This window comes from Pseudomonas sp. xss_4 (genome assembly GCF_043104125.1).
Taxonomy (GTDB): Bacteria; Pseudomonadota; Gammaproteobacteria; order Pseudomonadales; family Pseudomonadaceae; genus Aquipseudomonas; species Aquipseudomonas parafulva_B.
In genome coordinates this window covers 1-13679 of the sequence record NZ_JBICKJ010000093.1, presented here as the reverse complement: position 1 = coordinate 13679, position 13679 = coordinate 1, and the positions used below count along the sequence as shown (strand labels likewise).

General features: G+C 63.6%; 12 protein-coding genes. 7 read left to right on the top strand and 5 right to left on the bottom strand.

Annotated features, from left to right (window positions below; translation table 11 throughout):
- Positions 1 to 35: 35 nt before the first annotated feature.
- Positions 36 to 998: a glutathione S-transferase family protein gene (locus ACF8GB_RS20720; protein ID WP_058637912.1), complete on the top strand. Its 963-nt coding sequence runs from the start codon at positions 36 to 38 to the stop codon at positions 996 to 998.
- A 27-nt stretch (positions 999 to 1025) separates the two neighbouring features.
- On the opposite strand, the gene ACF8GB_RS20715 is transcribed toward ACF8GB_RS20720, so the two are convergent.
- Complete coding sequence (locus ACF8GB_RS20715) at positions 1026 to 1808, bottom strand: SDR family NAD(P)-dependent oxidoreductase (protein WP_058603450.1); 783 nt, start codon at positions 1806 to 1808, stop codon at positions 1026 to 1028.
- A gap of 87 nt (positions 1809 to 1895) precedes the next feature.
- Positions 1896 to 2927 carry a sigma-54-dependent Fis family transcriptional regulator gene (locus ACF8GB_RS20710; protein WP_196126148.1) on the bottom strand — a complete coding sequence of 344 codons (1032 nt, stop codon included), beginning with the start codon at positions 2925 to 2927 and terminating at the stop codon, positions 1896 to 1898.
- Between the two features lie 158 nt (positions 2928 to 3085).
- Between ACF8GB_RS20710 and ACF8GB_RS20705 the strand changes: the two genes are divergently transcribed.
- A complete protein-coding gene (locus ACF8GB_RS20705; RefSeq protein WP_058637914.1) occupies positions 3086 to 4009 on the top strand; it encodes a LysR family transcriptional regulator in 924 nt (307 codons plus the stop codon).
- A gap of 291 nt (positions 4010 to 4300) precedes the next feature.
- On the opposite strand, the gene ACF8GB_RS20700 is transcribed toward ACF8GB_RS20705, so the two are convergent.
- The 3 genes from ACF8GB_RS20700 to ACF8GB_RS20690 are packed head-to-tail and all read right to left on the bottom strand — an operon-like array spanning position 4301 to position 8016.
- On the bottom strand, positions 4301 to 5092 hold the full coding sequence (locus ACF8GB_RS20700) for an SDR family NAD(P)-dependent oxidoreductase (protein ID WP_058637915.1): 792 nt from the start codon (positions 5090 to 5092) through the stop codon (positions 4301 to 4303).
- A gap of 12 nt (positions 5093 to 5104) precedes the next feature.
- Positions 5105 to 6985 (bottom strand): TRAP transporter large permease subunit, encoded by a 1881-nt coding sequence (locus tag ACF8GB_RS20695; protein WP_058603453.1) that lies wholly within the window; start codon positions 6983 to 6985, stop codon positions 5105 to 5107.
- On the bottom strand, positions 6985 to 8016 hold the full coding sequence (locus tag ACF8GB_RS20690; RefSeq protein WP_196125899.1) for a TRAP transporter substrate-binding protein: 1032 nt from the start codon (positions 8014 to 8016) through the stop codon (positions 6985 to 6987). The genes ACF8GB_RS20695 and ACF8GB_RS20690 overlap by 1 nt, the downstream gene beginning before the upstream one ends.
- 388 nt (positions 8017 to 8404) lie before the next feature.
- Between ACF8GB_RS20690 and ACF8GB_RS20685 the strand changes: the two genes are divergently transcribed.
- The 5 genes from ACF8GB_RS20685 to ACF8GB_RS20665 all read left to right on the top strand — a co-directional run bounded on the left by ACF8GB_RS20685 (position 8405) and on the right by ACF8GB_RS20665 (position 13485).
- Positions 8405 to 9574 carry an acetyl-CoA acetyltransferase gene (locus ACF8GB_RS20685; protein ID WP_058637917.1) on the top strand — a complete coding sequence of 390 codons (1170 nt, stop codon included), beginning with the start codon at positions 8405 to 8407 and terminating at the stop codon, positions 9572 to 9574.
- Positions 9571 to 11151 (top strand): acyl-CoA synthetase, encoded by a 1581-nt coding sequence (locus tag ACF8GB_RS20680; RefSeq protein ID WP_392514592.1) that lies wholly within the window; start codon positions 9571 to 9573, stop codon positions 11149 to 11151. The genes ACF8GB_RS20685 and ACF8GB_RS20680 overlap by 4 nt, the downstream gene beginning before the upstream one ends.
- Positions 11148 to 11699 carry a hypothetical protein gene (locus ACF8GB_RS20675; RefSeq protein ID WP_058637918.1) on the top strand — a complete coding sequence of 184 codons (552 nt, stop codon included), beginning with the start codon at positions 11148 to 11150 and terminating at the stop codon, positions 11697 to 11699. The genes ACF8GB_RS20680 and ACF8GB_RS20675 overlap by 4 nt, the downstream gene beginning before the upstream one ends.
- Positions 11696 to 12094, top strand: coding sequence for a PPC domain-containing DNA-binding protein (locus ACF8GB_RS20670; RefSeq protein WP_392527591.1), 399 nt, complete (start codon positions 11696 to 11698; stop codon positions 12092 to 12094). The genes ACF8GB_RS20675 and ACF8GB_RS20670 overlap by 4 nt, the downstream gene beginning before the upstream one ends.
- A gap of 65 nt (positions 12095 to 12159) precedes the next feature.
- Complete coding sequence (locus ACF8GB_RS20665) at positions 12160 to 13485, top strand: OprD family porin (protein ID WP_078478346.1); 1326 nt, start codon at positions 12160 to 12162, stop codon at positions 13483 to 13485.
- Positions 13486 to 13679: the final 194 nt, after the last annotated feature.

Below are 13679 nucleotides of genomic sequence, written 5' to 3'. Positions count from 1 at the left end.
TCCAAAGACAAATCGCTTTTGTTAAGGAGCTCATCATGGGCCTGTTGGTCGACGGTCGCTGGCATGACCAGTGGTACGAAAATGGCAAGGATGGCGCGTTCAAGCGTGAGGACTCACAGCGGCGCAACCCATTGCCTGCCGCTGAGCCGGGGCGTTACCACCTGTATGTTTCGCTGGCCTGCCCCTGGGCTCATCGCACGCTGATCATGCGCGCGCTCAAAGGCCTCGAGCCGCTGATCGACGTGTCGGTGGTCAGCTGGTTGATGCAAGGTGACGGCTGGACCTTCGACCGCCAGAACGGCTCTTCGGGCGATCACCTCGACGGGCTCCAGTACCTGCACCAGCGCTACACCCAGGACGACCCTCATTACACCGGGCGCGTGACCGTACCGGTGCTGTGGGACAAACAAGAGAACCACATCGTCAACAACGAGTCGGCGCAGATCGTGCGGATCTTCAACCATGACTTCAATTCGCTGACCGGCAACCTGCTCGACTTCTACCCGCAACCGTTGCGAGCGGACATCGACGCCTTGAACGAACGCATCTACCCGGCCATCAACAACGGCGTTTACCGCGCAGGCTTTGCGACGACACAGCAGGCCTACGAAGCGGCCTTCGACGAGGTGTTCAGCGAATGGGATCACCTCGAAGATGTGCTTAGCCGACACCGCTACCTGGCAGGCGAGTACCTCACCGAGGCCGACGTACGCCTGTTCACCACGGCGGTGCGCTTCGATGCCGTTTACCACGGCCATTTCAAGTGCAACCTGCGCCGTCTGAGCGACTACCCCAACCTGACCCACTGGCTGCGCGAGTTGTATCAATGGCCAGGGGTAGCCGACACGGTGAACATGCAGCACATCCAGAACCACTACTACCTCAGCCATACCACCATCAACCCCAATGGCATCGTGCCAAAGGGGCCGCTGCTGGACTTCAGGCTGCCCCATGATCGGGCACGCTTGCCCGGCAAGGGTATATGGGGTGGGAGCTGAACTAGCCTGTGCCCTGCCCAGACCAAATCAGTCGCGCATGAACCCGCCATCGACGTCCATGATCTCGCCGGTCACGAACCCGGCCTCCCGCGAGGCCAGGAAGCATACGGCGGCGGCGATGTCGCGGGGCGTGCCGGCGCGGCCAAGCGGCATCTGTGCGAGCACTTCGGCCCTGGCCTGAGGCGCCAGCGCGCTGGTCATCTCGGTGTCGGTCAGTGCCGGCGACACGGCGTTGACGGTGATGGCATAGGGGCCGGCTTCTCGCGCCAGTCCTTTGGTCAAGGCGATCACCGCGCCTTTGGCCGCCGCGTAGCAGCTATTACCCAGCAAGCCACCCCCACGCTTGCCTGCCACCGATGCGATATTGATGATGCGCCCGCTTTGGCGCGCCATCATGCCCGGCAGCACGGCCTTGGCGCAGAAAAACACGCTGTTCAGGTCAATGGCCATCACCCGGTTCCATTCCGCGGTGGTGACCTCCAGCAAAGGGCCAGTCGAGACGATGCCTGCGTTGTTGACCAGGATGTCGACCCCTCCCAACAAGGCTTCCACCTGGTTCACCATGGCCTGAACCTGAACCTCATCGGCAACATCCGCTCCCACGCCAACCGCCTCGATCCCGGCTTCTCGCAACCGAGCCGCAGCCGCCTCGGCCGCCTCGGCATCCAAATCGCACACCCCTACTCGGGCACCGGCCTGGCCCAGTGCCGTGGCGATCGCATGACCAATGCCACGGGCGGCGCCCGTTACCAGGGCCGTGCGGCCGGTCAGGGTGAAATTGAGTGCAGCATGCACAACGGGAGTGCTCATGGTCGTCATCCATCGAAAATGGCCGCAGCCAGGCGCGCCTGCTCATTGGCAGCAGGCGGTCGTCTAAGGTGCTGGAGGGTCAGGGCATCACGCGGTGCCGCAGGCGCCGAGCGCCAACTGCTCCTTGAGCGGGGGAATGTCCAGCCGGCGCATTACCCGGTACAACGAAGGCCGGCAGATCCCCAGAGCGCGGGCCGCCGCCGACATGTTCCAGCGGCAGCTCTGCAAGGCCTGTAACACCTCACTGCGCTCATCGCCTGAAGGCGCCGCCCGGCGGATGGGCGTGATGTTGGCAGGCAACGCAGCCGGGGTCTGGCACTGCTCGATGAAGTCCAGCGGCAGATCGCTGCGCAGCATGCGCGGGCCTTCCATCACGGCGCAGGCGTAACGCACGACCGCCCGCATCTGGCGCAGATTCCCCGGCCAGGAGTGGGCCATCAGCAAGCTCCACACCTGCGCCAGTACCTGGCGTGGATCACAGCCTGGCAATTCATGGGCCACCATGTTGCACAACAGCTCGCCACGGTCCTGGCGCTCGCGCAGCGGCGGTAACTGCACCACGCCCGTGGCGATGCGATAGAACAGGTCCTCGCGGAAACTGCCCTCGGCAACCCGTGCCGAGAGGTCCTGGTGCGTCGCGCAAACCAGCGCAAAGTTGACTGGGATGCTGCGCTCGGCACCCAGGGGCGTTACCTCACGTTCGGCAATCACCCGTAGCAGGCGCGTTTGTTGTTCCAGGGGCATGTCGCCGATTTCATCGAGAAACAGCACGCCGCCATCGGCTTGCTGAACCTTGCCTTTCTTGCCGCCCGGTAAAGCACCCGAGAACGCCCCGCGGCTATAGCCGAACAGCTCGCTTTCGATGAGGGTTTCGGGAATGGACGCGCAATTGAGCGCCACCAGTTGTGCACCGCGGCGTTGACTGTGCGCGTGCAGGGCGCGGGCGAGAATTTCCTTGCCGGTACCGGTCTCTCCGCGGATCAGTACGGCAATGCCACGCTCTATCAGCCGCAAGGCCCGGTTAAAGGCCTGACGCACCACAGGGTCACTGTCTTGAGCGATGTTGCACGCCTCCACGACGGGTTGGAGCGCACGAACGGCAGGGTTACAAGCGGTCATTAGCGTCACCTTTTTCTTGTTCTATAGCTTTTGACTATGTCGACTGGCGGGCTTGTGACGCCGCCTCGGCCGAATGACGTTGCACGGTTCACATTAGGGAGGCGCAGTTATATTTTCCAATACATAATCATGCATCGACTGATACCTTCGAGAGCATCATGATTGAGCTCAGGCATCTGCAGTACTTCCGCACGCTGGCCGAAACCCTTCACTTCGGCCGAGCGGCCGAGCGCCTGCATATTTCACAGCCACCGCTGTCGCGGCAAATTGCGCTTCTGGAGGAAGAGCTTGGGGTCAAGCTGTTCGACCGCTCCCGGCGCAGGGTCGAGCTGACGGAGGCCGGCCAGCGCTTCTACCTCGATACCGGCACGGTGTTCGCAGCCTTCGAGCAAGCCAAGCGCAATGCACTGGCCGCCGCGCGCGGTGCGGCAGGGGCACTTTCCGTGGGGTTCATGATGTCCACCGCTTACAGCATCACACCGGCGATCACCCGCCGTTATGCCGCGCTGTTCCCCCAGGTGAACTTGAAGTTGACCGAGACGCTGCCATTGGACCTGGCCCAGGACATTACCAGTGGCAACAAGGATGTAGCGATCATGTACCGGCCTCAGGACTGCACAGGCCTGGAAACCGTCACGCTGTACCGCGAGGAAATGACCCTGGTACTGCCGCCCGGCCACCGCCTGGCCGAGCAAACCGTCGTGGAGCCACGTGAGCTTGCCGGTGAAACCTTCATCATCGTGCCACGGCGTATTGCCCCTGCCCTGCATGACATGATCTGCAACTACTGCCTACAGCATGGAGTCACCCCCAACATCGGCCTTGAGATCAACATGCAGCAGACCATCGTCAACCTGGTGGGCGAAGGCCTGGGGGTGGCGATGGTCCCCCGGTCGATGCGCAACATGCGCCTGGCCAGTACCAGCTTCAGGCCCCTGCGCGAAGCACCGGTGATCGAAGTGGTGGCCGTGTGGAAGGCCGACAATCACAACCCCTGCATCGCCACCTTCGTCGAAACGGCCTTGCAAGCCGGGGAACAGGCGACCCGAGAGGATGAGGCGCAACGCGGTTCAGAGCAGTGAGTATCTGGTCTGGAGGCCGGCGACCGGCCATGTGGGGCTGAAATCCTGGGGCCGCTGTGCGGCCCATCGCGGCGCGAGGCCGCTCCCACAGGTATTTGAGCTGCGCCCCAAATGTTGGACATCCGTCCACTTTTAGGGCGCAGCTCAATTGCTCACCCTCGATACTTTGCTCTCTGTGGGAGCGGCCTCGCGCCGCGATGGGCTGCACAGCAGCCCTAGAATTTCGGCATTCACACCGGTCCAAACCCGTTTACCGCTACGACCCCGCCACCTCTCCCACGCTGCCCCCGCTTAAATCTCCAGAATCCCGGACGCCATGAACCCCCCATCCACCGGGATCACATGCCCACTGATGTAAGACGCATCATCGGACGCAAGAAACGCCACCGCCCCCGCCATCTCCGCCGGTGTGCCGTAACGGCGCAAAGGCACCGCACGGGCATAGGATTCGCGTGTCGCCGCAGAATGCAGTGCCTGTGTCAAAGGCGTGTCCACTGGGCCCGGGGCAATGCCGTTGACCGTGATGCCATGTTCGGCCAGCTCGATCGCCATCTGCCGAGTCAGGCCGATCACCGCTGCCTTCGACGTGCCATACGCAGTGCGCCCCATGCTCGCCCGCATGCCGCTGATGGAGGCAACGTTGATGATGCGCCCCCACCCGTGCTCGCGCATCACGTGCGCAGCCTGCTGGCTGCACAGCAGTGTGCCGGTCAGGTTGACGTTCATCAGCCGCTGCCAGCCTTCCAGGTCCGTGTCCAGAAACGACTGGGTGCGGGCGATACCGGCATTGTTGACCAGTACATCACAGCGTCCACAGCGTGCACGCAGTTCATCGAACAACGCCGTGATCGACGCTGCGTCACCGATGTCGATTGCCAGCGCCAAGGCATCGGTGCCCTGCTCGCGCAACCCCTCCACCCTGAGTTCGGCTGCCTGCAGGTCGATGTCGGCCACCACTACCGTGTGGCCATCATGCCCCAGGCGTTCGGCGATGGCCGCGCCGATCCCCATGGCCGCACCGGTGACCAGCGCCACGCGGCCCACGGCAGTTGCAGGCAAAGTCTTTTTTGCAAGTTGGCTCATGTCAGCGCTCTCTTAAAGGAAACCGATAGAAATCCATGGGAAACAGGCAACGATCACCAACGCCACCAGCAATGCCCCGAGGTACCCCCAGACGCGGCGAATGACATGATCGGACGACGTCTTGCTGATGGCGCAGGCAGCGTAGAAACCCACACCCAAGGGCGGTGCGAACAACCCGATGCCCATGGCCAGGATCACGACCATGGCGTAGTGCACCGGGTGAATGCCGAGCATTTCGGCCAGGGGGAACATCAGCGGGCCGAACAGCACGATGGCCGGGATACCCTCCAACACACTGCCCAGAATCAGGAAGGTGAGGATGGTGACCACCATGAAGCCCATCACCCCGCCTGGTATTTCCTCGATCAGTTCCACCAGCGACTGCGAGAAGCCCGACTGCGTCAGCGCCCAGGCCATCGCCGAGGCCATGCCGATGATCAGCAGGATCGCCCCGGACAAGGCCGCCGCTTCCAGCAACATCGGGTACAGCCGGCGCCATTCGATATGGCGCATGAACAGGTGCATCACCAGCCCCACCAGTACCACGTAGGCCACACCAATGGTCGAGACCTCGGTAGCGGTGGCCGCCCCTTCCAGCACCGCCACCCGGATCAGCAACGGCAGCGCCAGGGCCGGCAGGGCAATCAGGAACGTCTTGGCCACGCGGGACAAAGGTGCCCGCGCAATCGCCGGCGCCTCGTCCTTGCGCGAGCGCCACCAGCACACCACCGCAATGGCCAGGGTGGCCACCACCGCAGGCATCAACCCGCCGATGAACAGCGCCGTGATCGACACGCTGCACACCGCACCGATGGTGATCAGCACCAGGCTCGGCGGTATGGTCTCGGTCATCGCCCCCGTGGCCGACAACAGCGCTGCCAGCTCTTCAGGCTTTGAGCCGCGCCGCTTCATTTCAGGAAACAACGCCGGGGCCACTGCGGCCATGTCGGCAACCTTCGACCCTGAAATACCCGACACCAGGAACATCGCCCCCAACAGCACGTACTGCAGACCGCCACGCACGTGCCCCAGCAGCGAAGCCATGAAATCGATCAGCGTGCGGGCCATGCCCGACAATTGCAGCACCACACCCAGCAACACGAACAGCGGCACGGCCAGCAGGACCATGTGGGACATGCCCTCGTCCATGCGGCCGACCACGATCGACAGGGGCGCGTGGGTCGCCAGGGCCAGGTAGGCCATGGTCGCCGTGCCGAACGCAAAGGCGATAGGGATGCCGCCAAACACGCAGGCGCCCAGCAGCACCAGGAAGAACACCACCAGGTTGTAATTGCCCATCGCTGCCAGTATGGGCTGCGCCAGCCACAAGGCCGCGGCCACCGTGGCCACCACCGCCAGCCCGGCCATGAACTGGCGCACGGTCGAATAACGGGCCATACGCGCGACGGCCGCCAGCAGCATCAGCACAGCCCCTACCGGCAGCGCTGCAGCACGCACGCCGTCGGGAATCCCCAGCGCCGGAGTGGTGATCCACATCTGTTCATGGGAATGCTGCATGGCCGGCGAGATGATCATCGCCACGAACAGGCAGACGATCAGCGCCGACAAGGTTTCGCTGAATCCGCGCCAAGCCTGCGGCAGCTTGTTGACCAGCGCCGACATGCGCATGTGCTCGCCACGGTCCAACGCCAGCACCGCGCCGAACATGGCTAGCCAGATGAACAGTGACGAGGCCAGTTCGTCGGACCAGACCAACGGGCTATGCAGCACGTAGCGGGCAATCACGCCGGCCAGCAGCACGAAGGTCTCGATCACCATCAGGGCAACCGCGATCACGCCCACCAGGCGCATGGCCCACTGGTTGAGGCAGATGAGCACCCGGGCCGGCAGGCGCTGCGAAACGGTGGAGGCCGGTAGCGCTGGCGCGCGCATCACGCCAGCTTCCCGGCGTATTGCTCAAGGATGCCCCAGGCCTGGTCGCCGAACTTGTCGTGCCACTGGGCGTAGTAATTGGCACTGCGCAGCTTGTCGCGAAATGGATCGGCAGGCGCCTCGACCAGTTCCAGGCCTTGCCCTTTCAAGGTATCGCGGGTGCTGCCTTCGAGCTTGGCCAGGTCCTGGCGTTGACCCATCACCGCCGCGTCGATGTGCTTGCGCAGGATCGCCTGCATATCCGCCGGCAGGCGCCCGATCGAGGCACTGTTGCCGAGCATCCAGAAGCCATCCCACACGTGATTGGTCAGCGAGCAGTACTTCTGCACTTCATACAGCTTGGCCGTCGACACCAGGGTCATGGGGTTCTCCTGCCCTTCGACGATGCGGGTCTGCAAGGCCGAATACACCTCGGCGAAGTTGATGCTGGTCGGCGCAGCATCCAGGGCGCGGAAGATCGACATGATGATCGGGCTAGGCGGAACACGCAGCTTCATGCCGCGCAGGTCGTCCGGGCTTGCGACCGGCCGGGTGCTGGTGGTGGTGACGCGAAAGCCGTTGTCCCACATGTGGTCGAATGCGAACAGGGTGCCGGTCTTGGCGATCTCCGCACGCACATGCTCGCCCAAGGCACCGTCCATGGCGCTCCACACTTGCTGGTAGTCCTTGAACGCAAAGCCCACAGCGCTGATCTGCACCGATGGAACCAGGGTGCCCAGGATCACGGGCGAGAGGGAAAACAGATCGACCGCACCGGAGCGCACCTGAGCAAGGGTATCGGTGTCGCTGCCCAGCTGGCTGCTTGGAAACACCTGCACCACCAACGCGCCGTTGGTCTCCTCCTTGATGGCCTTGGCCATGGCCCGAGCACGCACGTTCATGGGGTGGCTGATGGGCAGGTTGTTGGCAAACTTGAGTTTGAAGTCGGCAGCCCGGGCGCCAGTGCTGTAGAGGCCCAGGCCGGCAGCGGCGACGGCGGCCGATGCCAGGGAGGCCGTCTTGATGAAGGAACGGCGGGTGAAATCGCTCATGAAGCTCTCCTGACCTATTTGTTCTTATTGATCGAGTGGGATACGGCGATGGTGCAGATGACATTGCAATTGAGGTGCCACACTCAAGCGGGTGCACGGGATAGCGTAGTGGGCATCCACAAAGCGCGCTTAACTGACTGATTTTGAAGTGCTAAATAAAATCTCCTGGGGCGTGGTGCTGCGCCAATGGGCATTTCGGGCCTGCTTGAGGGTGTAACAGGTGTCTCCCTTGAGTGTCGCCTGCCACGTCAATGCGACACCTGTAGCACGTGTTCGCTACCCGCAGCCACCGTCGAACGTGCCACGAATGCGCATGGCAGAGCGCTTGCCGCAGGCCTGGCACCGTTCTTGCCATCGACCTCGCCAACCCCGAGCGAGGATTACTCTCATGCATTCACCCCTCATCAACGGCTGGTACCACGCCCCCTTCGGCAAGTTTCCCGACATCGACCCCGAGCGCATGATGGCTGACGCGGCCCTGGGCGCCCTCGACCACGCAGGGCTCGATGCGCAGCAGATCGATTCGGTACACGTAGGCCACTTCAATGCAGGGTTTCTCTACCAGGACTTTCCATCCGCGCTGCTCGCCAATCACTTGCCAGCGCTGCGTTTCACCCCGGCCGTGCGCGTGGAGAACGCCTGTTCCACCGGTTCGGCAGCCATTCACTCGGCCTTGCACGCCGTACTGAGCGGACAATCGCGCCATGCCCTGGTGGTGGGTTTTGAAAAAATGAACAGCCTGCCTACCGCCGAGGTGGGCAAGATCCTGCTCAAATGTTGCTACACCCCCGAAGAAGCCAACATCGAGAACGGCTTTGCCGGGGTGTTCGGCAACATCGCCAGCGCCTACTTCGAACGCTACGGTGATCAGTCCGATGCACTGGCCATGATCGCCGCCAAGAACCACGCCAACGGCGCACTCAACCCGTATGCGCACATGCGCCGCGACGTGGGCTACGACTTCTGCCGCACACCTTCGGACAAGAACCCCTTCGTGGCGGGCCCCCTCAAGCGCAGTGACTGCTCGCTGATCAGCGACGGCGCGGCCGCCCTGGTGATCAGCAGGGGCGATCAACCGACCGGGGGCGGTCAAGCCGTTCGTTTTCGCGCGGCCGTCCAGGTCAACGACTACCTGCCATTGTCACGGCGCGACCCCACGGTCTTCGAAGGCGCTGCACGGGCCTGGCAGCAGGCGCTGAGCCAGGCGCGCCTCACACTGGACGACCTGTCCCTGGTGGAGACCCATGACTGCTTCACCATTGCCGAGCTGCTCGAATACGAGGCCATGGGCCTGGCCGAGCGCGGTCAAGGCGCACGGGTGATCGCCGAGGGCGTGAGCCGCAAGGACGGCAGGCTCCCGATAAACCCCTCCGGCGGCCTCAAGTCCAAGGGCCACCCCATTGGTGCGACCGGCGTTTCGATGCACGTGATGGCGGCCATGCAGCTCACCGGTCAGGCCGGCGACATGCAACTGCCGCGCGCAGACCGGGCTGGCGTGTTCAACATGGGCGGGGCGGCCGTGACCAACTACGTGAGCATTCTGGAGAGCGTACGATGAACGGAATCGACAATGTCATGAACCTGGGGGAGCTGCTGGGCCAGGTGGCTCGGCGTTTGCCTGACCTGCCGGGCTTCATTCGCGGCGAGCAACAGGTGTCCTGGCGTCAACTGCTGCACCGTGTAGACAGCGTCGCTGCCGCGCTGCGTGCACGCGGCCTGGGCAAGGGCGACCGCTTGCTGGTGCACTCGCGCAACAACCTGCCGCTGTTCGAAAGTGCCTGGGTGGCCTTTCGCCTGGGAATGGTCTGGGTGCCCACCAATGTGCGCATCACCCCCCCTGAAGCTGCCTACCTGGGCAGTTCCAGCGGCGCAGTGGCGATGCTCTACGACGAGGGCTTTGAGCATTACGTGGACGCTGTGCGCCAGGCATCACCGGCACTGCGGACCGTGATTGCCATGGCTGCGCCCCGCGCGGGTGAACTGGCCTACGATGCCCTGCTCGATGAAGGCGCCCCGCTTCAGCCTGGTTTTCGCCCGGCTGAGGTGAACTACAACGATCCGCTGTGGTTCTTCTACACCTCCGGCACCACCGGGCACCCCAAGGCAGGGGTACTGACCCACGGGCAAATGGCGTTCGTGGTCAACAACCACCTGGCCGACCTGATGCCCTGCCTGAGCCAGCAGTCACGCTCGCTGGTGCTGGCCCCCTTGTCCCACGGGGCCGGTATCCATGCACTGGTCAACGTAGCCCGGGGTGCTGCCTGCGTACTCCCTGTCGGGGACCGGCTGGACTGTGACGAGGCCTGGCGCCTGGTGCAGCAGCACCGTATCGACAACCTGTTCACGGTGCCGACCATCGTCAAGATGCTTACCGAAGACCCGGCCGTCAGCCGTTACGATCACAGCAGCCTGCGCTACGTGATCTACGCAGGTGCCCCCATGTACCGCGCCGACCAGTGCCATGCGCTACGCACATTGGGCAAGGTGCTGGTGCAGTATTACGGCCTAGGCGAAGTCACCGGCAACATCACGGTGCTGCCCGCCGACTGCCATGATGCCGACGATGGCCCCCAGGCCAAGGTCGGTTCCTGCGGCTACCCACGCACCGGCATGCAGGTGGCCATACTCGATGAACAAGGCCGCGAGCTGCCCACCGGTACGGACGGCGAAATCTGCGTGCGCGGCCCGGCCGTGTTCGCCGGCTACTACAACAACCCCCAGGCCAATGCCGAATGCTTCCGCCATGGCTGGTTCCATACCGGCGATCTGGGGCATGTGGACGAGCACGGTTTCCTGTTCATCACCGGGCGCGCCTCGGACATGTACATCTCCGGCGGCTCGAACGTGTACCCGCGCGAAGTGGAGGAAGCGTTGCTGACCCACCCTGCTGTCACCGAAGTGGCCGTGCTCGGCATGCCGGACGACAAATGGGGCGAATGTGGTTGCGCGGTGATCGTCACCACTGCCCAGGTCAGCGATGACCAACTGCTCGCGCACCTGGAGCCCCGCTTGGCACGCTACAAATGGCCCAAGCAGTTTGTACGCTGGCATGAGATGCCAAAGTCCGGCTACGGCAAGATCGTCAAGAAACACATCCGCACGTTGCTCGAGACCGGCACGGAGCAACCGGCATGACGCCCCATTTCGAACTGCGCGGCGGGGTGCGCCACTTCAACCATGCAGGCCCGGCCCGCCTACCCAGGCTGCTCGACTGTGAAGTCGCGTGCAGCCAGGAGTTGCGCGTCGAGCTTGCCCCCGGCAGCCAGGTGGGCGAAAGCCTGCTGTCAGTGCTCGAGCGCTGTCGCTACCAGAGTGCAGTCGGCCGCGTGTTGTGGGGCAGCGCGTGCACCTTGGCCTACCACCGCATGGTGACCACAAGCGACAGCCAACGCCCTTACGACTACGGCAAGCCCGTGGTGCTTACAGGCCCTGTCACCTTCATCAGTGGTGCATTGACTGTCGGCAGGGATGCCAGCGGCGCCCCGCTGCTGCATTGCCATGCCGGCATGCTCGACAGCCTTGGGCAACAGCACGGCGGGCATCTGGTATTGCAGCGAGTCGTGGTCGGTAGCGAACCCCTGGTACTGCGGCTATGCCTGTTCGAGCATGTCGCCTACCAGGTACAGCCAGACACCGAGACCCAATTCAACCTGCTGCACCCTGTGCTCAAGGAGGCCTCATGACACCTGCCCTGCCCTCTACTACCACGCAGGTCCAGCAAGGCCGTCTCGGGCGGCTGGTGGTCGCCCGCCTAAAGCCCAACGAGGATGTGATCGACAGCGCCGAAGCCCTCTGCGCCAGCCACGGCATCGCCTGCGCCGTGGTCCGTGGCGGGCTGGGCAGCCTGATCGACGGCGAACTGCGTTACCACGGCGAGCGCGGCCATCATGCCATTCATGTACCCGGGCCTGGTATCGAGATCCTCAGCCTGAGCGGTGAGGTCATCGCCGGCCGAAGCCACCTTCAGGCCGTGCTCGCCGACGCCGACGGCAAGCTCTTCGCCGGCTGCCTGCAACGGGGTCGGAACCTGTCCTTCATTACCGTGGAGCTCACCCTGCAGGAGTGGCTGCCGGACTGACTGCCCACACTGCAGCACCCTTGGCGCCCGCTCTCTGGGCGCCTATCACCCTCAGGAAGAAAACAATGACAAGAAAGCCCTACGTGCCCCTGTACCTACTCACCTTGACCACCCTGGCCGTTCCGGCTGCCAAGGCGGCCTTCATCGAGGACGGCAAAGCCAACCTGCACCTGCGCAACTACTATTTCAATAACGATTACCGCGACCGCCCCGGCCCTGCCGGCCAGAGCAAGACGGCCGAATGGGCGCAGGGCTTCATGCTCGACTACAAGTCCGGTTTCACCGACGGTACCGTGGGGTTCGGCGTTGACGCCCTTGGCTTGCTGGGCCTACGCCTGGATGGCGGTGCAGGCAATCACCGAGGCAGTTCGATGATTCCGGATGCCAGCGATGGCAGCGCGGTGGACGAATGGAGTCGCCTGGGCTTGACCGGCAAGGTCCGTTTTTCCCAGACCGAGGCACGCTACGGTACGCTGCAACCGAAACTGCCGATTCTGGTGGCCAACGATGGGCGCTTGCTACCGCAGACCTTCGAAGGCGGGATCGTCACCTCGAAAGAAATCGATGGCCTGACCCTGACCGGAGGCCGCCTGGAGCATACCACCGGCCGGGGCTCGACCAACCGCTCAGGCCTGGCCGTGGCGGGGGGTACACGCGAGAGTAATGCGTTTGTGTTTGCCGGGGCCGATTACCAGCTCACCCCCGCCTTGAAGCTGCAATATTACGGCGCCCAGCTGGAGGATTACTATGTCCAGCATTTTGCGGGGCTCGTGCACACCTGGGCCCTGAGCGACAACCAGTCGCTGACCACCGACCTGCGCTACTTCAAGACCGACGCGGATGGACGCAACGACTCAGCCAGCGGGCGCGCGGCAGGGTATCGCGTCACCGGCCTGGGCGATACCGCAGGCAAAATCGACAATGATACCTGGAGTGCCATGTTCACCTACGCCATAGGTGGCCACTCGGTCTTGCTTGGCCATCAGCGTGTCTCGGACAGTGGCAACTTCGTGCAGATCAACCAGGGCAATACAGGCGAAGGCGCAGCTGGCTCGAGCCTGTATCTGTTCACCGACCGGCTGGTGACCAGTTTCACCCGTGCAGGTGAACGCACCACCTTCGGCCAATACAGCTACAACTTTGCGGCATTGGGCATGCCCGGCCTGATTGCCTCGCTCACCTACCTCAAGGGCACGCACATCCGCACCGCTGCCGGCGGTGACGAAAAGGAATGGGAACGTGACATCGCCCTGGACTATGTGGTGCAGGACGGTGCGCTCAAGGGGCTTGGCTTGAGCTGGCGCAACGGCATGCTGCGCAGTGGGTTGCCCAGCGAGTGGGCACAGGATCAGAACCGGGTGACCGTCAGCTACACCGTGCCGTTGTTCTAGGGCACGGATGTCCGTGTTCAAGCAGCCTTGTGTGTGCTCAGCCTTGTGTGTGCTCAGCCTTGTGTGTGCTCAGCCTTGTGTGGGAGCGGCCTCGCGCCGCGATGGGGCGCGAAGCGGCCCCAGGATTTCAGCGTCGCCGCTAACGTTGCCGGGGCCGCTTTGCGGCCCATCGCGGCGCAAGGGCCGCTCCCACA